At 65.4% G+C, this 24,285-nt stretch carries 22 protein-coding genes; 16 read left to right on the top strand and 6 right to left on the bottom strand.

Features of this window, described 5'->3' with window-relative positions:
* Positions 1-44 precede the first annotated feature (44 nt).
* The 6 genes from ACR0CU_RS12020 to ACR0CU_RS11995 all read left to right on the top strand — a co-directional run bounded on the left by ACR0CU_RS12020 (position 45) and on the right by ACR0CU_RS11995 (position 9,479).
* Complete coding sequence (locus ACR0CU_RS12020; RefSeq protein ID WP_170447400.1) at positions 45-1,052, top strand: AAA family ATPase; 1,008 nt, start codon at positions 45-47, stop codon at positions 1,050-1,052.
* A complete protein-coding gene (locus tag ACR0CU_RS12015) occupies positions 1,049-1,924 on the top strand; it encodes a DUF58 domain-containing protein (protein ID WP_170447402.1) in 876 nt (291 codons plus the stop codon). The genes ACR0CU_RS12020 and ACR0CU_RS12015 overlap by 4 nt, the downstream gene beginning before the upstream one ends.
* Positions 1,921-4,683: a DUF4159 domain-containing protein gene (locus tag ACR0CU_RS12010; RefSeq protein ID WP_170447405.1), complete on the top strand. Its 2,763-nt coding sequence runs from the start codon at positions 1,921-1,923 to the stop codon at positions 4,681-4,683. Before ACR0CU_RS12015 ends, ACR0CU_RS12010 begins: the two co-directional genes overlap by 4 nt.
* Complete coding sequence (locus tag ACR0CU_RS12005) at positions 4,680-6,722, top strand: DUF7408 domain-containing protein (RefSeq protein WP_170447407.1); 2,043 nt, start codon at positions 4,680-4,682, stop codon at positions 6,720-6,722. Before ACR0CU_RS12010 ends, ACR0CU_RS12005 begins: the two co-directional genes overlap by 4 nt.
* Positions 6,723-6,794: 72 nt before the next feature.
* The gene (locus tag ACR0CU_RS12000; protein ID WP_170447409.1) at positions 6,795-9,008 is read left to right on the top strand and encodes a response regulator; all 2,214 of its coding nucleotides are present in this window, start codon (positions 6,795-6,797) and stop codon (positions 9,006-9,008) included.
* Between the two features lie 9 nt (positions 9,009-9,017).
* Positions 9,018-9,479: a VOC family protein gene (locus ACR0CU_RS11995; protein WP_170364067.1), complete on the top strand. Its 462-nt coding sequence runs from the start codon at positions 9,018-9,020 to the stop codon at positions 9,477-9,479.
* On the opposite strand, the gene yaaA is transcribed toward ACR0CU_RS11995, so the two are convergent.
* The 3 genes from yaaA to ACR0CU_RS11980 all read right to left on the bottom strand — a co-directional run bounded on the left by yaaA (position 9,470) and on the right by ACR0CU_RS11980 (position 12,678).
* Positions 9,470-10,240 (bottom strand): peroxide stress protein YaaA, encoded by a 771-nt coding sequence (gene yaaA / locus ACR0CU_RS11990; protein WP_170447412.1) that lies wholly within the window; start codon positions 10,238-10,240, stop codon positions 9,470-9,472. The two genes, ACR0CU_RS11995 and yaaA, sit on opposite strands and share 10 nt — an antisense overlap.
* Before the next feature lie 34 nt (positions 10,241-10,274).
* A complete protein-coding gene (gene recQ, locus ACR0CU_RS11985) occupies positions 10,275-12,314 on the bottom strand; it encodes a DNA helicase RecQ (RefSeq protein ID WP_170447414.1) in 2,040 nt (679 codons plus the stop codon).
* A gap of 76 nt (positions 12,315-12,390) precedes the next feature.
* Positions 12,391-12,678 (bottom strand): YggT family protein, encoded by a 288-nt coding sequence (locus tag ACR0CU_RS11980; protein WP_005980077.1) that lies wholly within the window; start codon positions 12,676-12,678, stop codon positions 12,391-12,393.
* Between the two features lie 131 nt (positions 12,679-12,809).
* Here ACR0CU_RS11980 and ACR0CU_RS11975 point away from each other — a divergent pair, with 131 nt between their 5' ends.
* The 10 genes from ACR0CU_RS11975 (at position 12,810) to smpB (ending at position 21,000) form a co-directional block, all read left to right on the top strand.
* On the top strand, positions 12,810-14,177 hold the full coding sequence (locus ACR0CU_RS11975) for an MFS transporter (RefSeq protein WP_170447415.1): 1,368 nt from the start codon (positions 12,810-12,812) through the stop codon (positions 14,175-14,177).
* The gene (gene mepA / locus ACR0CU_RS11970) at positions 14,174-15,037 is read left to right on the top strand and encodes a penicillin-insensitive murein endopeptidase (RefSeq protein WP_170360435.1); all 864 of its coding nucleotides are present in this window, start codon (positions 14,174-14,176) and stop codon (positions 15,035-15,037) included. The genes ACR0CU_RS11975 and mepA overlap by 4 nt, the downstream gene beginning before the upstream one ends.
* Positions 15,010-15,894, top strand: coding sequence for an esterase-like activity of phytase family protein (locus ACR0CU_RS11965; protein WP_170447417.1), 885 nt, complete (start codon positions 15,010-15,012; stop codon positions 15,892-15,894). Before mepA ends, ACR0CU_RS11965 begins: the two co-directional genes overlap by 28 nt.
* Positions 15,895-15,985: 91 nt before the next feature.
* Positions 15,986-16,633 (top strand): queuosine precursor transporter, encoded by a 648-nt coding sequence (locus ACR0CU_RS11960; protein WP_170391300.1) that lies wholly within the window; start codon positions 15,986-15,988, stop codon positions 16,631-16,633.
* 264 nt (positions 16,634-16,897) lie between these two features.
* A complete protein-coding gene (gene arfB, locus ACR0CU_RS11955; RefSeq protein ID WP_005980088.1) occupies positions 16,898-17,317 on the top strand; it encodes an alternative ribosome rescue aminoacyl-tRNA hydrolase ArfB in 420 nt (139 codons plus the stop codon).
* A gap of 60 nt (positions 17,318-17,377) precedes the next feature.
* Complete coding sequence (locus tag ACR0CU_RS11950) at positions 17,378-18,124, top strand: SDR family oxidoreductase (RefSeq protein ID WP_170447419.1); 747 nt, start codon at positions 17,378-17,380, stop codon at positions 18,122-18,124.
* 82 nt (positions 18,125-18,206) lie between these two features.
* Complete coding sequence (locus ACR0CU_RS11945) at positions 18,207-19,220, top strand: P1 family peptidase (protein WP_170447421.1); 1,014 nt, start codon at positions 18,207-18,209, stop codon at positions 19,218-19,220.
* A gap of 112 nt (positions 19,221-19,332) precedes the next feature.
* The gene (locus tag ACR0CU_RS11940) at positions 19,333-19,746 is read left to right on the top strand and encodes a c-type cytochrome (protein WP_170405871.1); all 414 of its coding nucleotides are present in this window, start codon (positions 19,333-19,335) and stop codon (positions 19,744-19,746) included.
* Positions 19,747-19,933: 187 nt separating this feature from the next.
* Positions 19,934-20,476, top strand: coding sequence for an isopentenyl-diphosphate Delta-isomerase (gene idi, locus ACR0CU_RS11935; protein ID WP_093964071.1), 543 nt, complete (start codon positions 19,934-19,936; stop codon positions 20,474-20,476).
* 47 nt (positions 20,477-20,523) lie between these two features.
* Entirely contained in the window at positions 20,524-21,000 is a 477-nt protein-coding gene (gene smpB, locus ACR0CU_RS11930) for an SsrA-binding protein SmpB (protein ID WP_170447423.1), read from the top strand.
* Positions 21,001-21,028: 28 nt separating this feature from the next.
* Here smpB and glpK read toward each other — a convergent pair whose 3' ends face one another.
* From glpK to panB, 3 genes are all read right to left on the bottom strand, one after another.
* The gene (gene glpK, locus ACR0CU_RS11925; protein ID WP_170447425.1) at positions 21,029-22,507 is read right to left on the bottom strand and encodes a glycerol kinase GlpK; all 1,479 of its coding nucleotides are present in this window, start codon (positions 22,505-22,507) and stop codon (positions 21,029-21,031) included.
* A gap of 72 nt (positions 22,508-22,579) precedes the next feature.
* Positions 22,580-23,431, bottom strand: coding sequence for a pantoate--beta-alanine ligase (gene panC, locus ACR0CU_RS11920; RefSeq protein ID WP_170447427.1), 852 nt, complete (start codon positions 23,429-23,431; stop codon positions 22,580-22,582).
* Positions 23,428-24,267: a 3-methyl-2-oxobutanoate hydroxymethyltransferase gene (panB, locus tag ACR0CU_RS11915; protein ID WP_170447430.1), complete on the bottom strand. Its 840-nt coding sequence runs from the start codon at positions 24,265-24,267 to the stop codon at positions 23,428-23,430. The genes panC and panB overlap by 4 nt, the downstream gene beginning before the upstream one ends.
* Between the last annotated feature and the right edge of the window lie 18 nt (positions 24,268-24,285).

Genomic DNA, 24,285 nt, shown 5'->3' with positions numbered 1-24,285 from the left:
GCGCGATACACTTCAACCATAATAAGTCCACGGAAGGGAAAGTCATGACCGAACCTGCCGACCTCGTCTCCGAGATCGAAGCGCTGGAAGAGAAACTGCAACAGGCCAAATCCTCGATCACCCGCCGCTTCATCGGGCAGGAGAGGGTCGTCGACCTGACGCTGACGGCGCTGCTGTGTGGCGGTCATGCCCTGCTGATCGGGCTGCCGGGCCTGGGCAAGACGCGGCTGGTAGAAACCCTGTCGACGGTCATGGGCCTGCATGGCAACCGCATCCAGTTCACGCCCGACCTGATGCCGGCCGACATTCTGGGGTCCGAGGTTCTGGACACCGCCGAGGATGGCAGCCGCCATTTCCGTTTCATTCCCGGCCCGATCTTCTGTGAACTCTTGATGGCGGACGAGATCAACCGCGCCAGCCCGCGCACCCAGTCGGCGCTGCTGCAGGCGATGCAGGAACGCACGGTGACCGTCGCGGGCGAGGATCGCGCGCTGGGCGTGCCGTTCCATGTGCTTGCCACCCAGAACCCGATCGAACAGGAGGGCACCTATCCGCTGCCCGAGGCCCAGTTGGACCGTTTCCTGGTGCAGATCGACGTGAACTATCCCGACCGTCAGACCGAGCGTGACATCCTGCTGACCACCACCGGCGTGGCCGAGGAAGAGGCGCACCAGATCTTCACCAAGGAAGAATTGCTGGCCGCGCAGGTTCTGCTGCGCCGGATGCCGGTGGGCGAGTCTGTCGTCGAACTGATCCTCGATCTGGTGCGCGCGTTCCGCCCCGAAGAACCCGGCGTGTCCGAGCGTGTGTCCGAGACCGTCGCTTGGGGCCCCGGTCCGCGCGCGGCGCAGGCGCTGATGATGACGGTGCGGGCGCGGGCGATGCTGCAGGGCCGGCTGGCCCCCAATGCAGAGGACGTGCTGGACATGGCGCGCCCTGTGCTCAGCCACCGGATGGCGCTGAACTTCGCCGCGCGGGCGCGCGGTGACAGCCTGGCCGACCTGATCGAAACCACCGCGGCCGGGCTTGTCCGGGCTGAGGCGGCGGCGTGAACGCGGCCCGCACCCTTCGCGAAAGATCCGAGGCCGAGGCGTCCCGGCTGCCGCCGCTGTTGGCGCGGGCCGAACACCTGGCCGGAACCGTGCTGCTGGGCGATCACGGCCGGCGGCGTTCGGGGTTGGGCAATGATTTCTGGCAATATCGACCGGCCCAGATCGGCGACAGCCGGCGGATGATCGACCATCGGCGCTCGGCCCGCGGCGATCAACAATATGTGCGCGAACGCGAATGGCAGATCGCACAGTCGATCATGCTGTGGGTCGATCAGGGCGCCTCGATGCGCTTTGCGTCCGATAAATCCCTGCCCACCAAGGCCGACCGGGCGCGTTTGCTGGGGCTGGCCACGGCGATCCTGCTGGTGCGCGGGGGCGAGCGTGTGGGCCTGACGGGAACCACCCTGCCGCCCCGGCGCGGCAATGCCCAGATCATCCGGCTGGCGCAGGCCTTGTCCGAAGATACCGAGGCCGATTATGCCCCGCCCGAGCACCGCGCCATGATTCCCCATGCCCGCGCCGTGTTCATGTCTGACTTCCTCGGCCCGCTGGACGAGGTCGAACTGGCCCTGACCAAGGCCGCCGACCGCGGCGTGCGCGGTGTGCTGCTGCAGGTTCTGGACCCGGGCGAGGAGAACTTTCCCTATCGCGGGCGCACCATCTTCGAAAGCGTCGGCGGGACGGTCCGGCACGAGACACTGAAGGCGGGCGACCTGCGAGAGCGGTATCTGGCGCGGCTGGCGCGGCGCAAGGATGACCTGACGCGCCTGTGCCGGGTGACCGGCTGGCAGCTGGGCCTGCACCATACGGGCGACAGCGCGCAGGCGGCCCTATTGTGGCTCTATCGTGCGCTGGACGGAGGGGCGCGATGACGGTTCTGGCGGGCATCGGCTTTACCGCGCCATGGGTGTTGCTGGGTCTGCTGACCCTGCCGATCCTGTGGCTGATCCTGCGCGCCGTGCCGCCCGCGCCGATCCGCCGGCTGTTCCCGGCGGTGACCCTGTTGCTGGGCCTGAAGGACGACGAGAGTGTATCCGACCGCACCCCGTGGTGGCTGCTGCTGCTGCGGATGCTGGCGGCAGCGGCGATCATCATTGGTCTGGCCGGCCCGGTGCTGAACCCGTCGCGCGACCAAACCGGATCGGGGCCGCTGCTGCTGGTGCTGGATGCCAGCTGGGCCGGGGCCACGCGCTGGCCCGCCACGCTGGATCAGATCGACGCGCAGCTGACCGAAGCCGGACGGGCCGGACGCCCCGTGTCGATCCTGCGCCTGACCGAGCCGGAACCGCCGGTCTTCCAGGCCGCCGAAGCCTGGCGCAATCGCCTGCCCGGACTGGTTCCGCAGCCGTGGCAGCCAGACGCGGCGCAGATCGAACAGGCCCTGGCCGACCTGTCGGCGGTCGAGGGCGGGTTCGACACGCACTGGTTCACCGACAAGCTGGACTATCCGGGCCGTGAAACCCTGCTGTCTGCGCTGCAGGCGCGGGGCGGGGTCACGGTCTATCGCGCGGCGGCGCCGATCCTGGCGCTGCTGCCGGCCACCTATCAGGACGGGGCGATCCGACTGACCGCGGTGCGCGCCACACCCGGACCGGCGCAGACCGTCACCATCAATGCGCAGGGGCGCGACCCGGCGGGCGTGATGCGCCTGCTGCAATCGGTCGAGGTCAGCTTTGACAGCGGCGCGACCCAGGCGCAGGCCGATCTGGCCTTGCCATCCGAGCTGCGCGCCCGCATCACGCGGTTCGAGCTGCAGGGCCAGCGGTCGGCCGGGGCGGTGTCGCTGACCGATGACAGCCTGCGCCGGCGCGAGGTCGCCCTGATCGCCGGAACCGTCAATCGCGAGGGGCTGGAGCTGTTGTCGCCGCTGCACTACCTGACACAGGTGCTGATCCCCACCGCCGATTTCGTCGAGGGCGGGCTGACCGAGGTTCTGCCCGCCAACCCGGATGTGATCGTGCTGGCCGATGTGGCCAAACTGACCCCCGCCGAACAGGCCGGATTGGTCGAATGGGTCGAGCAGGGCGGGCTGTTGATGCGCTTTGCCGGTCCGCACATGGCGGCCAGCGATTTGGGCCGCGATGCCGAAGACACGCTGCTGCCGGTACGGCTGCGCAGCGGTGGCCGTTCGGTCGGGGGCGCGATGAGCTGGGGCGAGGCCAAGGGGCTGGCGCCTTTCCAGGAAGGCTCGCCCTTTTACGGGTTGCGCATCCCAGACGACGTGACCGTCAGCACCCAGGTGATGGCGCAGCCCGACCCGAACCTGGCCGACCGGGTGATCGCCGCGCTGTCGGATGGCACCCCGCTGGTGACGCGCAAGCCACTGGGCCTGGGTCAGGTGGTGCTGTTCCACGTCACCGCCGATGCCGAATGGTCGACTCTGCCGCTGTCGGGCCTGTTCGTCGAAATGCTCGACCGGCTGGCCGTGGCCTCGGCCGCAAAGACGCGGCAGGTCGAACAGCTGCAAGGCACCACGTGGGAGCCGATTCAGGTGATGGACGGGTTCGGAACCCTGTCTGATGCGGGCAATCTGGCCGGTGTCGATGGCCCGGCGCTGGTATCCGGCGCCCTGGGACCCGACCTGCGCCCGGGTCTGTATGAAAGCGGCAAGCAGAAGCTGGCCCTGAACGTGCTCACCGAGGACAGCACGCTGCGCCCGATAAGTTGGCCTGCGGATGTGCCGATCAAGGGGCAGGAGGTCAGTGCCGAGACGCCGATCGGGGGTCTGCTGCTGAGCCTGGCCCTGATCCTGCTGGCGGTTGACGTCGTGGCCTCGCTGGCGCTGTCGGGGCGTCTGGGGCTGGCGCGGGCGGCGGCGGTCGCGCTGGGTGCGGTTCTGATCGCACCGCAGGCGCATGCGCAGACGCCCGAGGAGACGGAGTTCGCTCTGCAGGCGACCAAGGAATTGGTGCTGGCCCATGTACTGACCGGCAATGCCCAGATTGACGACGTCGCCCATGCCGGGCTGCGCGGCCTGTCGCAAACCCTGTTCTACCGCACGTCCGTCGAACCGGCCGAGCCTATGGGCGTGGACCTCGAACGTGATGAACTGGCCTTCTTCCCGCTGCTCTACTGGCCGATCACGCCGGATCAGCCCCAGCCTTCGGCCGAAGCTTATGCCAAGCTGAATGGCTATCTGCGGTCGGGCGGGATGATCCTGTTTGACACGCGGGACGCCAACATCGCCGGGTTTGGCGCCTCGAGCCCCAATGGCCGCAAGCTGCAGCAACTGGCTGCTCCGCTGAATATCCCTGCGTTGGAGCCTGTTCCGCGCGATCACGTCCTGACCCGCGCGTTCTACCTGTTGCAGGATTTCCCCGGCCGCTTTGCCGGAACCGAGGTCTGGGTCGAGGCCGCGCCGCTGGACGCCGAACAGATCGAAGGCATGCCCTTCCGCAACCTCAACGACAACGTCACCCCGGTGGTGATCGGTGGCAACGACTGGGCCGGGGCCTGGGCAATCGACCGGAACGGGCAGGCGCTGCTGCCGGTCGGGCGCGGCTATGCCGGAGAACGCCAACGCGAGCTGGCCAATCGGTTCGGCGTCAACCTGGTCATGCACGTGCTGACCGGGAACTACAAATCCGATCAGGTGCACGTGCCTGCTCTGCTTGACAGGTTGGGCCAATGACCGGTTCCGTCATCTTTGACCCGCTGATCCCGTGGCCCGTGCTGGTGGTCATCGGTTCGATCGCTTTGGCCGCGACGGTTCTGGCGCTGTGGCGCGGGCTGTCAGGTTGGGCGTTGCGCGGACTGGCCGCGCTGGTGCTGTTGGCAGCCTTGTCCGGCCCGGTGTACCAGATCGAGGACCGCGCCCCGCTGACCGACATCGTGTTGATGATCGAGGATGAAAGCGCCAGCCAGACCCTGTCGGACCGCGCCGAACAGACCGCGCAGACCGCCGAGGCCCTGGCCGCCGAGATCGAGGCCCGCGACAACACCGAACTGCGCCGCATCACCATGGGCGACGGCGACGGAGACGAAGGTACCCAGGTGATGGCGGCGCTGAATGCCGCGCTGGCCGAGGAACCGCGCGCCCGGATCGCCGGAATTCTGGTCCTGTCCGACGGCATCGTGCATGACGTCGATCAGGCCCCCGACCTGCCCGCGCCGATGCACCTGCTGCAGACCGGTCGCGCGCAGGACTGGGACCGCCGCCTGATCGTGCGCAATGCGCCGGCCTTTGCCATCATCGATGAGCCCGTCACTCTGACCTTGCGGGTCGAGGACAGTGGCGCGGTGCCCGCCGGTCCGGCGTCCGCCCCGCTCGAGATCGCGGTGGACGGGGGCGAGCCGCAGCAGTTCAGCATCCCGATCGGTGTGGATGTCGAACTGCCGGTGACCCTGCCCCATGGCGGGCGCAACGTCATCCAGTTCACGGTGCCACAGGCCGATGGCGAACTGACCGACCGCAACAACACCGCCTTGATCCAGATGAACGGCGTGCGCGATCGGCTTCGGGTTCTGTTGGTCTCGGGTGAGCCGCATCCGGGCGGGCGAACCTGGCGCAATCTGCTGAAATCCGACAGCTCGGTCGATCTGGTGCATTTCACCATCCTGCGCCCGCCCGAGAAGCAGGACGGGGTTCCGGTGGACGAACTGTCGCTGATTGCATTCCCCACGCGCGAGCTGTTTCTGGAGAAGATCAACGATTTCGACCTGATCATCTTTGACCGCTACAAGCGGCGCGGCATCCTGCCGGCGATCTATCTGGACAACGTGACCAACTACATCAATGACGGAGGTGCGGTGCTGATTGCGGCCGGACCCGACTTTGCCACCGCCGACAGCATCTTCCGCTCGCCCCTGTCTGCGATCCTGCCGGCGCAACCCTCGGCCCGGGTCATCGAAGAACGCTACGTGCCCACGGTGACAGACCTGGGCCAGCGTCATCCGGTGACCGCCGATCTGGGTGAGACGGGCGACTGGGGCGCATGGCTGCGGCAGATCGACGTGAAACAGCGCTCGGGTGAGTTGCTGATGACCGGCGTCGACGACCGCCCGCTGTTGGTCCTGGACCGGGTGGGGGAAGGGCGCGTGGCGTTGCTGGCCTCGGACCACGCCTGGCTGTGGAGCCGTGGCTACGAGGGCGGTGGCCCGCAGTTGGAATTGCTGCGCCGCCTTGCCCACTGGATGATGAAAGAGCCCGAGCTTGAAGAAGAGGCGCTGTGGGCAGAGGCCAACGGGCAGTCAATGCGCATCATCCGCCAGACCCTGAACGAAGAGGTGGGCCCCGTCACGGTCACCCGACCCAATGGCGACACGCTTGAAGTGCCCTTGCGCGAATTGTCCCCCGGTCGGTTCGAGGCGCAGTATTTCGGCCCTGAAATTGGGCTTTATCGCCTGCAGGAAGGTGAGCTGTCCTCGGTCATCGGCCTTGGCCCTGCGGCGCCGCGGGAATTCGAACGCACCATCGCAACAGCCGAAATCCTTGAACCGGTCATGGCCGGGATGCGCGGCGGGGTGATCCGGGTCGAGGACGGGCTGCCGGCAATCCGCAACGTGCGCGCCGGGCGTCCTGCGGCCGGGCGTGGCTGGATCGGTCTGACCCCGCGCGAGGCATATGAAACCCGTGACGTGACCCAGGCCGGACTGTTGCCTCCCTGGCTGGTGCTGCTGCTGGCGGGTGGCTTCCTGCTGGCGGGCTGGCTGCGCGAAGGACGGCGCTGACCGGCCTTTGGTCTTAAACAGATTTTCACGGTCTGCGGGAATGCTGATCCCGAACCGACCGGGAAGATGACCATGAGTCTTGCAGAAAAACTGGCACAGGAACGGCGGGCGCGTCTGGCCGCCGAACGCATGCTTGCACTTAAGCAAAGTGAACTGTCCGAGGCCAATCGCAAGCTGGGCGAATATGCGATGGCCCTGACCAAACGTATCGGCGAGACCGAGGCCGAGGTCGAAACCGTGCGTGGCGAGAATGAAAAGGTCAAATCGGACCTGACCGTTGCAAATGCCAAGATCGAAGTGGCCGAACGCCGCCTCTGGCACTCGATCCAGACGATCCAGGACGGTTTCGCCTTCTTCGACGGCAGTGATCGGTTGATCAGTGCAAATACGGCCTATCTGAGCGTGTTCGAAGGACTGGACGAGGTCGCGCCCGGGATTTCATACCCCCGCATTCTTGATCTGCTGACCACAGAGGGCATCATCGATATCGGGTCGGAACCGGCCGAGGCGTGGAAAACCCGCATGATGCGCCGCTGGACCCGGATCAACCCGCCGCCCGAAGTGATCCAGCTGTGGAATGGGCAATATATCAAGCTGATCGACCAGCGCGGGCAGGGCGGCGATGTGGTCAGTCTGGCCCTGAACATCACGGCCTCGGTCCAGCATGAGGCGCAACTGCAGGCCGCGCGCGAAAAGGCCGAGGCCGCCAACCGGGCCAAGTCGGCTTTCCTTGCCAATATGAGCCATGAGATCCGGACCCCGATGAACGGCATCGTCGGGATGACCGACCTGCTGTCGGAAACCCCTCTGAATGAGGAGCAGAGGCTTTATGTCGAGACGATCCGCAATTCGGGGGACGCGCTTCTGGTCATCATCAATGACGTTCTGGACTATTCCAAGATCGAAGCCGACAAGCTTGTGCTGCATCCCGAGGGTTTCGATCTTGAGCGTTGCATCCTCGAAGTTGCGATGCTGCTGCAGCCCACGGTGCGCGACAAGGGGCTGACCTTGCTGGTCGACTATGACCTGTTCCTGCCGACGCTGTTCGTGGGTGATCCGGGCCGGGTGCGTCAGGTGCTGACCAATCTGGTGGGCAACGCGGTCAAATTCACCGCCCAGGGCCATGTTCTGATCCGGGTCACCGGAGTACCGCATGCCGATCAGAAGACCTGCGACATCCACATTGCGATCGAAGACACCGGAATCGGCATCGAAGCGGACAAGATCGAGCACATATTTGGCGAGTTCAATCAGGTTGAAAACGAAAAGACCCGCGCCTTTGACGGCACTGGCCTTGGTCTGGCCATCACCAAACGCCTGATTACCTTGATGGGTGGCTCGATCTGGGTCGAGAGCGAGGCCAGCAAGGGATCGTGCTTTGGGTTCCGCATCACGCTGCCCACCGCCGAAGGCCCTCAACCGGCTCCGCCTGCCTTGGCGGACAGGCTGAAACATGTCCTCGTGGTCGAGGATCTGGCGGTCAATCGGGCCATTCTGAACAAGCAGCTGCGGCGTTTGGGGGCCGAGGTAACGGTTTGCGCCACAGGCACCGAAGCGCTGAGCGCGGTGGATGCGTCGGTCGACCTGATCCTTTGCGATCACGATCTGCCTGACATGGACGGGCTGGATTTGGCGGAAACTCTGCGCAAGCGAGGCTGGTCCGACGTTCCGATCGTGCTGATGTCCGCAAACCCGGCCATCGTGCACGCCGATCCGAACCATCGGCTGATACAAGGGGTGGTTCAGAAACCGATCCCACGGGCCGAGCTGTTCTCGCGGCTTCAGGCGCTGGGCGCCGCTGTGTTGCCTGCGCCTGTTTCCCCGCCCTGCCGCGCGGAGCCGGCCCAATCGTCCGGCGGAAACTCGAAGCTGCGCAAGATGCGGGTTCTGGCCGCCGAGGACAATCGCACCAACCAGTTGATCCTGAGCAAGATGACCAAGGATCTGAACATAGACCTCAAGCTGGTGGCCAACGGGCTTGAGGCTGTCGAAGCCTTTGCGGAATTCGCCCCTGACCTGATCCTCATGGACATCTCGATGCCCAAGATGGACGGAAAGCAGGCCACGAGTGAGATTCGCCGACGCGAAATCGGCACAGGGCAGCATGTGCCGATCGTGGCGCTGACCGCTCATGCCTTGGCCGATGACGAGCACAGCATCCTTGGGGCCGGGCTGGATCACTACCTGACGAAACCGCTTCAGAAGAAGCTGATTTGCGAGATGATCCAGTCCAACTGCCCGAAGGATGTGCAACCTGTCATTGTCGAGCCGGCCGGTGCGGTCTAGGCTGTCGCTATGTCACAGGAACGAGGTTTTCGCCCCCGCGCTTTGGGTGAAATAGCAATACGCTGCGCCGACATGGCAGCGATGGTCGATTTCTATGAAAACGTCATCGGGCTGACCCGCCTGCATGGCGGTCATGACAGCGCCATCACATTCTTTCGGATTGCGGAAGGGTTCGAAGGACACACACAAGTTCTGGCGCTGTTTCATCATGGGGCAGCGCCGCGGCCGGGTTTGCACCCCACCGGTGCCGACAAACCCATGACCGGGGCGCAATCGTCGCTGCACCATATCGCCTTGTCTCTTCCCTTTGCGGAACAAGAGGCCGTCATGCGCTGGTATGATCAAATCGGCCAGCCCTATCGCGTCGAACGGTTCGGCTGGATCGGTTGGCGCGGAGTATTTACCACGGACCCCGAGGGCAACACGGTCGAACTGGTGGCGTATGATGCCTCGATGCTGGATCAGGCCTGATAGGGGCGCACGAATACCGGTTTGTCCGGTTCCGACAAATCAGACCGATACGCATAGCCGCCGGTGTCGAAATCCCGGAGGCCCGCAGGGTCGGTCAGCCGGTGCTGGATGATGTACCGCGCCATTGAGCCGCGAGCTTTTTTGGCGAAGAAGCTGACGATCTTCGGTGCGCCGTCCTTGTCCTCCATGAAGATAGGGGTGATGACCCGCAGTTTCAGCGCCTTGGGGGTCACCGCGCCGAAATACTCCTGGCTGGCGCAGTTCACTAGCGTACCGGTGCCGATCTCGTCGGCCTGCGCATTCAGCGCCTTGCTCAGCTGGTCGCGCCAATAGTCGTACAAGGACGTGCCGCGTCGGGTCTTCAGCCGGCTGCCCATTTCCAGCCGATAGGGCTGAATGGCGTCCAGCGGGCGCAACAGGCCATAAAGCCCCGACAGGATGCGCAGATGGTTCTGCGCCCAGGCCAGTTCGTCGACGTCCAGCGAAGCGGCCTCGAGCCCCTGATAGGTGTCGCCGGCAAAGGCCAGCGCGGCTGGGCGGGTGGCCTCGGGCTGCGGCGCGTCGGCAAAGGCGCGGAACCGGTCACGGTTCAGTCGGGCCAGATCGTCACTGAGGCTCATAAGCCTTTTCAGATCCCCCAGTGTCAGGTTGCGCGCGGTCTTCGCCAACCGGATCGCGTCGTCCTGAAAATCGGGCCGGGTCGGTGCCGCGTCCCGCTCTGCCCAGTCCAGCCGTTTGGCCGGAGAGATCACCACCAGCATGTCTGCCCCCGTGTTCGTGCCTGCCCGTCGATACCTAGCCCGCCGCGCGCAGCACGTCCAGAAAGGCGGCCGCGAAACGTTCGGCGCGGCGGTCGCCCAGCACCTGTTCCAGAGTGCGCGCGTCGTCCGGGCGCATCTGCGCCACCTTGGCCAGTTGCGAAGCCGAGCAGCTGAGTGGTTTGTCGATCCCGTCCGGGCCTCGGGCCAATTGCGCCTGCACCTCGAGCAGACGGTCATAGATATTTCCCTGCTCACGCCCGGCCAGCTTGCGGCGCGCCGGGTGGACCGCCTGCGCCTCGCCCGCGACCACTTCAAGGAAGGTGTCGCCGTAGCGGTCCAGCTTTTTCGCGCCAACACCGCCGATCCGGGCCATCTCGTCCAGGGTCATGGGGCGTTGTTCCGCCATCTCGATCAGCGTGCGGTCGGGGAAGATGACATAGGCGGGCACGCGGGCGGCCTCGGCCAGCGCGCGGCGCTTGGCCTTGAGCGCCGACAGCAGGGGCGCGTCTTCTTCCGAGACCATCATCTTGACCGCGGGCCGGCGGGTGGCCTTGCGCAGCGTGTCCTTGCGCAGGGTGATCTGCGCCTCGCCCTTCAGGATCGGCTTGGCGGCCTCGGTCATGCGCAAGGCGCCGTGGCGTTCAGGGTCGGGGCGGACAAGGTCGTGGCCCATCATCTGCCGGAAGATCGCCTGCCATTGCGGGCGCGACCAGTCCTTGCCGATGCCGTAGGTGGGCAATTCGTCGTGCCGCCGCGCGCGGATCTTGTCGGTTTCGTTGCCCAAGAGGATGTCGATCAGGTGGCCCGAGCCGAACCATTCCTCGGTGCGCAGGATCGCCGACAGGGCCATGCGCACTGGGGTGGTGCCGTCGAACAGCTCAGGCGGGCTGTCGCACAGATCGCATTTGCCGCAGGGCTCGGCCTCTTCCCCGAAATAGCCCAGCAGGGTTTGGCGGCGGCAGTGCAGCGCTTCGGCCAGCCCCAGCAGCGCGTTCAGGCGGGCGTGGTCGGCGGCGCGGCGTTCGGGCGGGGCGAGCCCCTCGTCGATCTGGCTGCGGCGCAGGCGGATGTCGTCGGGGCCGAACAGGGTCAGGGTCTCGGCCGGCCCACCGTCGCGTCCGGCGCGGCCGATTTCCTGGTAATAGGCCTCGATCGATTTCGGCAGGTCCGCATGGGCGACCCAGCGGATGTCGGGCTTGTCGATGCCCATGCCGAAGGCCACGGTGGCCACCACGATCAGCCCGTCCTCGCGCGCGAAACGGGTTTCGACGATGCGGCGGTCCTCGGCCTCCATCCCGCCGTGGTAGTGGCAGGCGCTGTGGCCCTGTTCGCGCAGGGCCTGCGCCAGCACTTCGGACTTGTTGCGGGTGCCGCAATAGACGATGCCCGACTGGCCCCGGCGGGCGTCGGCGAAATCCAGGATCTGCTTGCGCGGGCTGTCCTTGGCGGCAAAGGCCAGGTGGATGTTCGGGCGATCAAAGCCGCGCAGGAACTTGCGCGGGGGCGTGCCGTCGAACAGTTTCTCGACGATCTCGTCCTGGGTTTCCGCATCCGCCGTGGCGGTGAAGGCGGCCAAGGGCACGTTCAGCGCGCGCCGCAGCTCTCCGATCCGCAGATAGTCGGGGCGGAAATCATGGCCCCACTGGCTGACGCAATGCGCCTCGTCCACGGCGATCAGGCTGACATTGATCCGCCGCAGCATCCCCAGCGCCGACCCGGCGGCCAGCCGCTCGGGCGCCATATACAGCAGTTTCAGCCGCCCGGCCTCGAGCGCCTCCCACACGGCATCGGTTTCCTCGGGTGTGTTGCCCGAGGTTAGCGCGCCGGCCTCGACCCCGGCCTCTTGCAACCCCCGCACCTGGTCGCGCATCAGGGCGATCAGCGGCGAAATCACCACCGTGACCCCGTCGCGCAGCAGGGCAGGCAGTTGGAAACACAGGGATTTGCCGCCCCCGGTGGGCATGATGGCCAGCACGTTCTCGCCGGCGGTCACGGCATCGACGATCTCTTCCTGCCCGGGGCGGAACTCATCGAATCCAAAGACATCTCGCAGCAGAGGCGCGGCGTCGAACATGTGCGGGGGTGCCCTGTTTCAAGATTTGACTGCTCTTGAACGGACAATCACACAGTCGGAATCGGGGAACAAGAGGTCAGTAGAAATAGACCGCGTTGTTGATAAGGATGATCCGCAGCGCATAGACCCCGATCAGCACCACCAGAGGCGTCAGGTCCAGACCGCCCATGTTGGGCAGAATGCGGCGGATCGGGCCGTAGATCGGTTCGAGCAAGCGGTTCAGGCCGTACCAGATCTGGGCGACCAGCTGTTGATGCAGGTTCAGGACCTGGAAGTTGATCAGCCAGCTCATGATCACATGGGCCAGGATGATGAACCAGACGATGTCCAGGATCAGCAGCAGGATTTGGATCAGCGACAGCATGAGCACCTCGTTTTCCGTACGGCCTGAGACCTAAGTGCCCAAGCGGCAATAGGCAAGCCCGCAGTCACAGAACGCTTGCGAAATGGCCCAAAGGCCCGTCTTATGAAATCAAAAGCAGGCAAGGGGCAGAGATGGCAGAGATTTCCAAGCGCAGGCGCATCTGGGGCTGGTGGTTTTTCGACTGGGCCAGCCAGCCGTATCACACCCTGTTGGTGACCTTTGTCTTTGGCCCGTATTTCGCCGGTGTTGCGGCTGAATATTACGCAACCGCCGGGATGGATGCCGAAGCTGCCGCCGCGCAGGCGCAGACGGTCTGGGCCAACTGCCTGACGATCACCGGTCTGATCATCGCTTTCGGCGCGCCGCTCTTGGGGGCGATGGCCGATGTCTCGGGGCGGCGCATCCCGTGGATCTTTGCCTTTTCGGTGATGTATGCCGTGGGGTCTGCCGCGTTATGGTTCACGCTGCCGGACGGGTCGAACATGTGGCTGATGCTGTCGGCCTTCGGTCTGGGCTTCGTGGGGGCGGAATACGCGCTGATCTTCATCAACTCGCAACTGCCCGATCTGGGGGACGACGATGAGGTGGGCGAGATCTCGGGCTCGGGCTTTGCCTTCGGCTATTTCGGCGGGCTGATTTCCTTGGCGATCATGCTGGCGCTGTTCGTCGAGCAGCCCAACGGGAAGACGCTGATCGGGATGGAGCCGCTGTTCGGTCTGGACGCCGGCACGCGCGAAGGCACGCGTTTCGTGGGGCCGTTCACCGCCGGGTGGTTCATCCTGTTCATGGTCCCGTATTTCCTGTGGGTGCGCGACGATCCCGCAGCCGACAAAAAGGGAAGCGTATCCGAGGCGCTGCGCCTGCTGGGCAAGTCCGTGGCCGCCTTGCGGTACCGGGTCAGCCTTGCCAGCTATCTGGGGTCATCGATGTTCTACCGGGATGCGCTGAACGGGCTGTACAGTTTCGGCGGCGTCTATGCGCGGCTGGTGCTGGAATGGGACCTGATCAAGATCGGCGTCTTCGGCATCATCAGCGTGCTGGCTTCGGCAGTCTTCGCCTGGATCGGCGGCAAGCTGGACCGGAAATTCGGCCCCAAGCCGGTGATCCTGACCGCGATCTGGGTTCTGATCCTGGTCTGCACCACCATCGTGTCGATGGACCGGACGCAGATCTTCGGCATCGCCCTGGCACAAGGCTCGGGCCTGCCGGACATGGTGTTCTTTGGCTGCGGCATCCTGATCGGCGGGATGGGGGGCATTCTGCAATCGGCCAGCCGGTCGTTGATGGTGCGCCACACCGATCCGGCCGCCCCGGTCGAGAGCTTTGGCCTCTATGGTCTGTCGGGCCGCGCCACCGCTTTTGCGGCGCCTTTGATGATCGGAATTGCAACAACCGCGACCGGCAGCGCGCGGTTGGGGGTGTCTCCGATCGTCGGGTTGTTTATTCTGGGATTGTTCCTAATGCGCTGGGTCAAACCGGAAGGGGATCAGAGCAGATGATTTCATTACGTTTTTTGGTGTTTTTGGCAGGAATTGCGCTGGCCGGAGCGGCTGGGGCTCAACCGCTGGCCAAGCAGTTGTTCGGGGCTCAGAAGGACAGTTCGCAACAAAAGCCGGCCGCTTTCGGCAGTTATTCGCGCGGATGCGCGGCCGGATCGGTGCAACTGCCCGAGACCGGACCCACCTGGCAGGCGATGCGCCTGTCGCGCAACCGCAACTGGGGCCATCCGCAAGCCATCGACTTCGTGCAGGACCTCAGCCGTTTTGCGGCAAAGCAACCGGGATGGAACGGGCTGTACATCGGGGATATCAGCCAGCCGCGGGGCGGGCCTATGACCTCGGGCCACCGCAGCCACCAGCTTGGCTTGGACATCGACATCTGGATGCTGCCCGGTGACAACATGCGCCTGTCGCGCAAGGCGCGCGAGAACATCTCGTCCATCTCCTTGCGGCGCTCGAACGGCGCCTATGTGAACGGCAACTGGACGAAACAGCACCACGCCATCCTGCGCGAGGCGGCCAAGGACAAACGCGTGGCCCGCATCTTCGTGTTTCCGGGCGCCAAGGTGCAGATGTGCAAGGAAGAGAAGGGCAACCGTGCCTATCTGCGCAAGATCCGGCCCTGGTGGGGGCATCATTATCACTTCCACGTCCGGCTGAACTGCCCGCGCGGCTCGCGCGGGTGCGTCAATCAGGATCCGCCGCCCAAGGGTGACGGCTGCGCCGAGGCCGAACAGTGGGTGCGCAACATCCTGAACCCGCCGCCGCCCGACCCCAACGCGCCGCCTCCGAAGAAACGTCGTGAGTATGTTCTGGCGGATCTGCCCCAGCAATGCGCCGCCGTCTTGCAGTCCAACTGATCGCCAGCCTGTTTCTGGCCGGTTCCGCCTGGGCGGTCGAAGTCAAATCGGCCGAATATCTGGGCAGCTTTGCATGGCGCGCCGGCCATGACTGGTTCGGCGGGTTTTCCGCCATCCATGTCTCGGGTGACGGGCAGCGCGCATGGGTGCTGAGCGACCGCTCCACCCTGGCATCGGTCCGCATCGACCGGGATGGCGATGAGATTGTCGGCATCCGTATTGTTGGCCACTGGCCGGTTCTGTCCAGCCGGGGACGGATCATGCCCGGCAGCTCGGGTGACTCCGAGGGGCTGGCGCTGGCGCCGGATGGCAGCTTCTTCATTTCGTTCGAAGGCGTGCATCGCGTGGCCCGGTATGCCGCGCCCGGTGCCCATGCGCAGGTGCTGCCGCGCCCCAAGGCCTTTGACGCGCTCGACCAGAATGGTTCGTTCGAGGGGCTGGCCATCGACGCGCAGGGTCGCCTGTACACGTTGCCCGAGAAAAGCCGCACGGCAAATGGCGACATTCCGGTCTATCGGTGGAACGGGCGCGCCTGGTCCACGCCCTTTGTCCTGACGCAGCGGGACGGTTTTCTGCCCGTAGCGGCCGATTTCGGTCCGGACGGGCGGTTCTACGTTCTGGAACGCGCGGTCTCGCTGACCGGGTTCCGGTCGCGTTTGCGTCGGTGGCGGATCGCGGGTGATACACCTGCGGCCGAGGAAATCCTGTTCCAGACCGGAACCGGAACCCATGACAATCTCGAGGGGCTGTCGGTCTGGCGCGACGGGCAGGGGCGGTTGCGGGCCACGATGATCTCGGACGACAACTTTCTGGCGCTGCAGCGTACCGAACTGGTCGAGTATCTGCTGCCGGATTGACACGGGCCGATCCCGGGTCTAGAAGCGCGGCTTGCCTTGGGACGGTCCCTTGGCCAAGTCGCCGCTACCTTGTCAAAACGGGCATCAGAACATGCAACGCAACTTTATCCCCGGCATTCTTGCCATGGCCGCCATCGTCGTGGCCTCGAACATCCTGGTCCAGTTCCTGATCTTTGACGGGCTGTTGACCTGGGGTGCCTTCACCTACCCGCTGGCCTTTCTGGTCACCGACATCATGAACCGCGTCTATGGCGTGGGTCCGGCCCGCAAGGTCGTGTTTGCCGGCTTCGTCACCGGCGTGATCTGCTCGCTGATCGGCAGCCAGATCATGCTGCAGGGCGACGGCTTCACCTACGCCGCCGTGCCGCTGCGCATCGCCGTGGCTTCGGGAACCGCGTTCCTGATCGCGCAGCTGACCGACGTCACCGTGTTCAACGCCATGCGTGAAGGCCGCTGGTGGCGCGCGCCGCTGGTATCCACACTGGTCGGATCGGCGCTGGATACCGCGATCTTCTTCACCATCGCGTTCTCGGCCTCGGTGACCTTTTTCGGCGCCGATGCGGATGCGGCCATCAACTGGGCGTGGGAGCCCGTGCCCTTCATGCTGTCGGGCCCCGAGGCGCCTCTGTGGGTGACGCTGGCCTTTGCAGACTGGCTGGTGAAGCTGTCGCTGGCTCTGGTCGCACTGATCCCCTTCAAGGTGATCGTTGCGCGATTGACCGCTGCACAGCCTGCGTAAAAAAAGTGCTTTGAGAATGGCGCATCTTGTGTCACGCTTCTTTTCAACCGCAACAGATAGAAAAGGAGGTGATCCAGTGTCGAGAAAGAGATTGGAGAGAGGTGTCGGAACAACCGGGGGGACCGCCTGCTAGGGCAGCCCTTGGCGGAGCGCGCGCTCCGGCTGGTCGATTGATCTAACCGACCCGACCTCCTGAACTTTCGAAGGGCCGTCCCGCCGGGGCGGCCCTTTCTGTTTCCGGGTGTCGCCTGTAAGGTCGCGCCCATGTTGCGCATCACCGACGATATCACCCTGCACGATTGGGAAATGACCGAGAGCTTCATCCGCGCCTCGGGTCCCGGCGGGCAGAACGTCAACAAGGTCTCGACCGCGGTCGAGCTGCGCTTCGAGGCGGCGCGCTCGCCCTCGCTGCCCGATCCGGTCAAGGCGCGGCTGAAACGGCTGGCCGGGCGGCGCTGGACCAAGGATGGCGCGATCATCATCCAATGCGATGAGACCCGCAGCCAGGCCCGCAACCGCGAGATCGCCCGCGCCCGTCTGGCCGAGCTGATCGGCAAGGCGCTGGTCAAACCCAAGCGGCGGATCGCGACGAAGCCCACCTATGGCTCGGTCAAGCGCCGGCTGGCGGCAAAAAAGGCCCGGTCCGACGTCAAGGCGCTGCGCGGCAAGGTGGCAGAAGATTGATCTGGCATCTTTCCCTGCCGTTGCTAGTCTGACCGCAACAGGCGGCAGGGAGGCAAGGCCATGAGGCTGGAGGGAAAAACCGCAATCGTGACCGGCGGCGCATCCGGGTTCGGGGCCGGGATCGTGCAGAAATTCCTGACCGAGGGCGCGCGGGTGATGATCGCCGACATCAATGGGGATGCCGCGCGTCACATGGCGGCAACGTTGGGTCCTCTGGCCGACCACTGCCAGGTGGATGTCTCCGACGGCGACTCGGTCCAGGCGATGGCCGATGCGGCGCTAGGACTCTATGGCCACCTGGACATCCTGGTGAACAATGCCGGCGTGACCCACCTGCCGACGCCGCTGGAGGAGGTCAGCGAAGAAGACTTCGACCGCGTCTATCGTGTGAACATGAAGTCGGTCTTTCTGACTGCGCGGGCGCTGGTGCCACATATGAAATCGCGCGGGGCGGGGGCGATCCTGAACGTCGCCTCGACCGCCGGATTGTCGCCGCGCCCGAATCTGAACTGGTACAACGCCTCCAAGGGCTGGATGATCACCGCGACCAAGACGATGGCGGTCGAACTGGCCCCCTCCGGTGTCCGCGTGAACGCGATCTGCCCGGTAGCGGGGGAAACGCCCCTGCTGAAATCCTTCATGGGCGAGGACACGCCCGAAATTCGCGCCAAATTCCTGTCGACCATCCCGTTGGGCCGGTTCTCGACCCCGCAGGACATGGGCAACGCCGCCTGTTTCCTATGCTCGGACGAGGCCAGCATGATCACCGGTGCCGCGCTTGAGGTGGACGGGGGCCGCTGTATCTGAACACCCCTTCATCTGGCCCGAAATATCCCCGCCGGAGGCAGCGCGCGCCAGCGCGCTTTTCCGCAGAAAAGGACAAATCCGTATGACCCCCGGACCCAGAAACCTGATCACCGACGTGCCCGGCCTGCTGGTGGGCAACGCACAGGACGCGGCTCTGAAATCAGGTGTCACCGTCCTGACCGGAGATCAGCCCCTGCGGGCCTCGGTGCATGTGATGGGGGGCGCCCCGGGCACGCGCGAGACCGATCTTCTGGCCGCCGACAAAACCGTCGACCGGGTGGATGCGATCGTTCTTTCTGGTGGCTCGGCCTTCGGGCTGGATGCCTGCTCGGGCGTGATGGACGCGCTGCATGCACAGGGTCGCGGGTTTCAGGTGGGGCCGGCCGTGGTGCCGATCGTACCCGGGGCGATTCTGTTCGACCTGCTGAACGGCGGCGACAAGGCGTGGGGTGAAAACCCGTACCGCGCCTTGGGCCGGGCCGCATTTGACGCCGCGGCGGAGACGTTCGATCTGGGCAGCGCCGGGGCCGGAACCGGCGCGCTGACGGCCATGTGCAAGGGCGGGCTGGGCTCTGCCTCGGCGGCGTTGCCTGGCGGCGTGACCGTGGGTGCGCTGGTTGCGGCCAACCCGCTGGGCAGCGTCACCACCCCGGGCGACCGGCATTTCTGGGCCGCCCCGTTCGAGATCGGGGCCGAGTTTGGCGGGCTGGGGCCGGATGCGGCGTCCGGTCTGGGGGACCCCGCGCCCAGCCGCAAGGCCCGGGCGATGGGCCATCCCCCGCCCGACAAGGCCAACACGACCATCGCCATCGTCGCCACCGATGCCGCCCTGACCAAACCGCAATGCCAGCGCATGGCGGTGGCCGCCCATGACGGGATCGCTCGCGCCATCCTGCCCGCCCACACGCCGGGCGATGGCGACCTGGTGTTCGGCGTCAGCACGGGACGGATCCCTTCGGCCGAGGCCGATCTGGCCCTGCTGGGCCACGCCGCCGCCCTGTGCCTGGCCCGCGCCATCGCACGCGCGGTATTCCATGCTAAACCGGCGCAGAGCGACCTGTTGCCGTGCTGGTCGGATCTGCAAAATACGCCTTGAAAATATACCTTTTCGGCTGCGTCAGGTCGCCGCCGCGCGTCAAATTGCGCATTGACTCTGCGCGCGTTTGATACTGGTTAAAGGGCAGCCAATTCATATCGGAGCAACGCCAATGAAACGTATCATCGCGACTGCCATCGTCGGCCTGCTGGCTGTGCCGGCCCTGGCCGAAGGCGACGCCGAAGCCGGCGCCAAGACCTTCAACAAGTGCAAGTCCTGCCACATGATCGCAACGCCCGACGGCGAAGCCATCGTCAAGGGCGGCAAAACCGGGCCGAACCTCTACGGCATTGCAGGCCGTACCGCCGGCACCGAGGAAGGCTTCAAATACGGCGACAGCCTGGTTGCGGCCGGCGAAAAAGGTCTGGTCTGGGACGAGGAAAGCTTCGTCGCCTATGTTCAGGACCCCAAGGCGTTCCTGAAAGACTACCTAGGCGAAACCTCGGCCAAGTCGAAGATGACCTTCAAGCTGAAAAGCGGTGGCGAGGACGTCTTTGCCTATCTGCAGAGCGTTTCGGCCGAATAAGCCGCACTTGCTGAAAAATCGGAACAAGTACAAAAGGCCGCAGCCCTGCGGCCTTTCGTGCGCTTGATTGAAACGTCGATCATCGCCAGTTTTGTCGCAGACAAAAAACACTGCGCCCAACCCGCCAGCGCATCGCGCCCAGTCGCCGATGCCGCCAGACCGGCGCAGTCACATCAGGAGAGGACAGATGGGAATCATGATCCCGGCTTGGGTTCATGGCGAGCTGACACCCGTGGACAAGCTGGAAGCCCACGAAAAGGGGCTCAAGCACAAGGCGGTCTCGGTCTTCGTCGTGCGGGGCACCGAGATTCTGATGCAGCGCCGCGCGCTGGGCAAGTATCACACGCCCGGCCTGTGGGCGAATACCTGTTGCACCCATCCCGACTGGGACGAAAACTCCTCGGACTGCGCCGTGCGCCGCCTGCGCGAGGAGTTGGGCATCACCGGGCTGTATCCCGAATACCGGCACCGGCTGGAATATCACGCGGATGTCGGCAACGGGATGGTCGAGAACGAGGTCGTGGACGTGTTCCTGGCGCATGTACGCGGGCCGCTGAAGATCGAGCCCAACCCCGACGAGGTGATGGAGATCCGCTGGATCGACTATCACGACCTGCTGGCCGAAGTGCGCCGTCATCCCGAACGGTTCACCCCGTGGCTGAAGATCTATCTGCACAATCACGCCGACACGATCTTTGGCCCCGACCTGATCATCTCGGCCAAATCCTGACGCGCCCATCTTGCAAGGGCTGACGAAGCCGCATACATCACGGCGTCATGGCCAAACAGAAGACAGACCCCAACTACAAGGTGATCGCCGAAAACCGGCGGGCCCGCTTCGACTACGCGATCGAAGAGGATATCGAGTGCGGCATCGTGCTGGAAGGGTCCGAGGTCAAGTCTCTACGCGCGGGCGGGGCCAACATCGCCGAAAGCTATGCCGCGGTCGAGGATGGCGAACTGTGGCTGATCAACAGCTATATCGCACCCTACGAACAGGCCAAGGCGTTCAAGCACGACGAGCGCCGCCGGCGCAAGCTGCTGGTGTCCCGCAAAGAGCTGTCGAACCTTTGGAACGCCACGCAGCGCAAGGGCATGACCCTGGTGCCGCTGGTTCTGTATTTCAACCACAAGGGTCGGGCCAAGCTGAAGATCGGCATCGCCAAGGGCAAGAAGATCCACGACAAGCGCGAAACCCAAGCCAAGCGCGACTGGTCGCGCCAGAAACAGCGCCTGCTGAAGGATCACAGCTGACTCGGGCTGCGCCGCGGGTCAGACTGAATCAGAACGCCATGGTGGCCTGCACCGCCCGTTTCCAGCGCGCATAGGCCGCTTCGCGGTCAGCCTCGGGCAGGATCGGTTCGAACCGCTGGTCCAGCGCCCAGGTGTCGGCAAATCCGGCCTGATCGGGATAGACCCCGGCCTTCATCCCCGCCAGCCAGGCCGCGCCCAGCGCCGTGGTTTCCTGCATCACCGGCCGGTCGACTGGCGCGCCCAGAATGTCCGACAGACCCTGCATCGCCCAGTCGGACGCGCTCATCCCGCCATCGACCCGCAGGATCACGTCGGCCTCGGCGCCCCAGTCGCCCTGCATCGCGTGCCACAGGTCGCGGGTCTGGAAGGCGATGCTCTCCAGCGTGGCCCGCGCGATCTCGGCCCGGCCCGAGTTGCGGGTCAGACCGAACATGGCGCCGCGACATTCGGGCTTCCAATAGGGCGCGCCCAGTCCGGTGAAGGCGGGCACCAGAACCACATGCTGGTTGGGGTCGGCCTGCGCGGCCAGTTCGCCGCTTTGGGGGGCCGAGTCGATGATCCGCAGCGCGTCGCGCAGCCACTGCACCGCCGCGCCCGCGATGAAGATCGAGCCTTCCAGCGCATAGGTCCGCTGACCGTCCAGCTGATAGGCGATGGTGGTCAGCAGGCGGTTTTTCGACTCCACCGGCTGCGTGCCGGTGTTCAGCAGCGCAAAACAGCCCGTGCCATAGGTCGATTTCATCATCCCCGGTTGGAAACAGGCCTGCCCGATCGTGGCGGCCTGCTGGTCGCCGGCCACGCCCAGAATCGGGATTGCTCCGCCGAACAGGCCGGTCTGGCCGAAATCGGCCGCGCAGTCGCGCACCTCGGGCAGCATCGACAGCGGCACGTCCAGCAGATCGCAGATTTCGGCGCTCCAGTTGCCCTTGTGGATGTCGAACAGCAGGGTGCGCGCGGCGTTGGTGGCGTCGGTGGCGTGGACGCGGCCCTCGGTCAGGCGCCAGATCAGGAAACTGTCGATGGTGCCGAACAGCAGCTCGCCCGCCTCGGCCCGGTCGCGCGCGCCGGGTACGGTGTCCAGTATCCACTTGACCTTGGTGCCTGAGAAATACGGGTCGAGCAGCAGGCCGGTCTGGGCGGTCACGTCATCCTCGCAGCCCGCGTCGCGGAACCGCTGGCAGATTTCGGCGGTGCGGCGGTCCTGCCAGACGATGGCGTTGTGGATGGCCTTGCCGGTCACCTTGTCCCAGACCACGGTGGTTTCACGCTGGTTGGTGATGCCGATCCCGGCGATCTGGTCGGCCGCGACGCCCACCTCGCCCGTCACCTGCCGGCAGACGTTCAGGACGCTGTCCCAGATTTCCTCGGGGTCGTGCTCGACCCAGCCTTCCTGCGGGAAATACTGGGTGAATTCCTGCTGTGCGGTGCCCACGCGCTGCATCTGCGCGTCGAACAGGATCGCGCGCGAGGACGTGGTGCCCTGATCGATTGCCAGAATATAGGTCATGCCCGTGTTCCCCCCGGTCGTCATTTTCAGGGGACATTAGGCGATTGGTCGGGGCCGTTCCAGACCCCAGTTTCAGGCCACCGGCACGTCGATATTGTCGATCAGGCGCACGCCCTCCAGCCAGGCGGTGGCGAACAGGCGCGCGGGGCGGGTGGCGGCGGTCAGCGGCGCAAGCGTTTCGGCGCAGCGCAGGTCGATATATTCCACCTCGGAAAAGCCCGCCGCCAGCAGCGTCTCGCGGGCCGGCCCCACCAGATCGGCGAACGCGGCGCCCTGCGCCAACTGCCCGGCCATGTCCTGCATCACCGCATGCATCCGCGCCCCGGTCGCCAGCCCCTGGTCCGACAGGCGCAGATTGCGCGAGGACATCGCCAGCCCCGAGGGCTCGCGCACGGTGGGGCAGCCGATCACCTCGATCGGGATGTCCAGATCGCGGGCCATGCGCTGCACGACCATCAACTGCTGATAGTCCTTTTCCCCGAAATAGGCCCTGTCTGCCTGCGTCTGCAGGAACAGTTTTGCCACAACGGTTGCCACGCCGTCGAAATGTCCGGGGCGGAATTCGCCCTCCATTACGTCGGTCAGGCCGGCGACGGACACGGTGGTGACGAACCCGTCCGGATAGATCTGGTCCGGGTCGGGGACATAGATCGCATCGACCCCCAGCGGCGCCAGCTTGGCCGCGTCGTCCTGCTCGGTGCGCGGGTACTTGGCCAGATCCTCGGGGTTGTTGAACTGCTTGGGATTGACGAAGATCGTCACGATCACCCGGTCGCAATCGGCCCGCGCCGACTGTGCCAGCGACAGGTGCCCCTGATGCAGCGCGCCCATGGTGGGCACCACGCCGATGGTCTGGCCCGCCCGGCGCCAGGCCCGGGTCTTGGCGCGCAGCTCCGAAAGGGTGCGCAGGATGGGCGCGGTCATGCCTTGCCCCCCTTGGCGGGCGCCTGATCGGCAAACACATGCTCGGCCGCGGGGAAGGTGCGGGCGCGCACCTCGGCGGCGTATTCGGCGATGGCGGCCTCGGCCAGCGGGCCCAGATCGGCATAGCGTTTGACGAATTTCGGTTTGAAGGCCGTGAAAAAGCCCAACATGTCGTCAACCACCAGGATCTGACCGTCACAGCCGGCCGAGGCTCCAATGCCGATGGTAGGGATGGGCAGCTCGGCGGTGATCCGGTCGGCCAGACCCTGCGGAACCTTCTCGAGCACGACCGAAAACGCCCCGGCCTCGGCCACGGCGCGGGCGTCGGCCAGCACCGCATCGGCCTGTTCGTCGCGGCCCTGCACCTTATAGCCGCCCAGCGTGTTGATCGATTGCGGCGTCAGACCCACATGCGCCATCACCGGGATGCCGCGCTTGACCAGAAAGCGGATCGTCTCGGCCATCTCGACCCCGCCTTCCAGCTTGACCGCGCCGGCGCCGGTCTCGGCCATCAGCCGGGCCGCGTTGCGGAAGGCCTGCGCAGGGCTTTCTTCATAGCTGGCAAAGGGCATGTCGATGACCATCATCGCCGTCTCCAGCCCGCGCGCCACGGCCTGCCCGTGCAGGATCATCATCTCCATCGTCACGCCCAGGGTCGAGCTCAGCCCGTGCAGCACCATGCCCACGCTGTCACCCACCAGGACGAAGTCGCAATGGGGGTCCATCAGCCGGGCCATCGGCGTGGTATAGGCGGTCAGGCTGACCAGCGGATCGCCCCCTTTGCGGGCGCGGATATCCTCGGCATTCGGGGCTGTCTTGCGGGCGGTGGCGCTCATGCTCGCTCCTCGCGGGGT

The organism is Ruegeria sp. BC2, from assembly GCF_056539245.1.
The sequence above is the reverse complement of the archived record's forward strand: the minus strand, read 5'-3'. Positions and strand labels throughout refer to the sequence as shown.

Excerpts from the sequence above, each read along its gene's own strand:
- ACR0CU_RS11960 (WP_170391300.1), top strand. The coding sequence starts at position 15,986 with ATGCAACGCAACTTTATCCCCGGCATTCTTGCCATGGCCGCCATCGTC.
- panC (WP_170447427.1), bottom strand. The coding sequence starts at position 23,431 with ATGACCGCGCCCATCCTGCGCACCCTTTCGGAGCTGCGCGCCAAGACC.
- ACR0CU_RS11940 (WP_170405871.1), top strand. The coding sequence starts at position 19,333 with ATGAAACGTATCATCGCGACTGCCATCGTCGGCCTGCTGGCTGTGCCG.
- ACR0CU_RS11965 (WP_170447417.1), top strand. The coding sequence starts at position 15,010 with ATGCGCCGCCGTCTTGCAGTCCAACTGATCGCCAGCCTGTTTCTGGCC.
- ACR0CU_RS11995 (WP_170364067.1), top strand. The coding sequence starts at position 9,018 with ATGTCACAGGAACGAGGTTTTCGCCCCCGCGCTTTGGGTGAAATAGCA.
- ACR0CU_RS11975 (WP_170447415.1), top strand. The coding sequence starts at position 12,810 with ATGGCAGAGATTTCCAAGCGCAGGCGCATCTGGGGCTGGTGGTTTTTC.
- ACR0CU_RS12005 (WP_170447407.1), top strand. The coding sequence starts at position 4,680 with ATGACCGGTTCCGTCATCTTTGACCCGCTGATCCCGTGGCCCGTGCTG.
- panB (WP_170447430.1), bottom strand. The coding sequence starts at position 24,267 with ATGAGCGCCACCGCCCGCAAGACAGCCCCGAATGCCGAGGATATCCGC.
- ACR0CU_RS11950 (WP_170447419.1), top strand. The coding sequence starts at position 17,378 with ATGAGGCTGGAGGGAAAAACCGCAATCGTGACCGGCGGCGCATCCGGG.
- arfB (WP_005980088.1), top strand. The coding sequence starts at position 16,898 with ATGTTGCGCATCACCGACGATATCACCCTGCACGATTGGGAAATGACC.
- yaaA (WP_170447412.1), bottom strand. The coding sequence starts at position 10,240 with ATGCTGGTGGTGATCTCTCCGGCCAAACGGCTGGACTGGGCAGAGCGG.
- ACR0CU_RS11980 (WP_005980077.1), bottom strand. The coding sequence starts at position 12,678 with ATGCTGTCGCTGATCCAAATCCTGCTGCTGATCCTGGACATCGTCTGG.
- ACR0CU_RS11945 (WP_170447421.1), top strand. The coding sequence starts at position 18,207 with ATGACCCCCGGACCCAGAAACCTGATCACCGACGTGCCCGGCCTGCTG.
- mepA (WP_170360435.1), top strand. The coding sequence starts at position 14,174 with ATGATTTCATTACGTTTTTTGGTGTTTTTGGCAGGAATTGCGCTGGCC.
- ACR0CU_RS12010 (WP_170447405.1), top strand. The coding sequence starts at position 1,921 with ATGACGGTTCTGGCGGGCATCGGCTTTACCGCGCCATGGGTGTTGCTG.
- recQ (WP_170447414.1), bottom strand. The coding sequence starts at position 12,314 with ATGTTCGACGCCGCGCCTCTGCTGCGAGATGTCTTTGGATTCGATGAG.
- ACR0CU_RS12000 (WP_170447409.1), top strand. The coding sequence starts at position 6,795 with ATGAGTCTTGCAGAAAAACTGGCACAGGAACGGCGGGCGCGTCTGGCC.
- glpK (WP_170447425.1), bottom strand. The coding sequence starts at position 22,507 with ATGACCTATATTCTGGCAATCGATCAGGGCACCACGTCCTCGCGCGCG.
- ACR0CU_RS12020 (WP_170447400.1), top strand. The coding sequence starts at position 45 with ATGACCGAACCTGCCGACCTCGTCTCCGAGATCGAAGCGCTGGAAGAG.
- smpB (WP_170447423.1), top strand. The coding sequence starts at position 20,524 with ATGGCCAAACAGAAGACAGACCCCAACTACAAGGTGATCGCCGAAAAC.
- idi (WP_093964071.1), top strand. The coding sequence starts at position 19,934 with ATGGGAATCATGATCCCGGCTTGGGTTCATGGCGAGCTGACACCCGTG.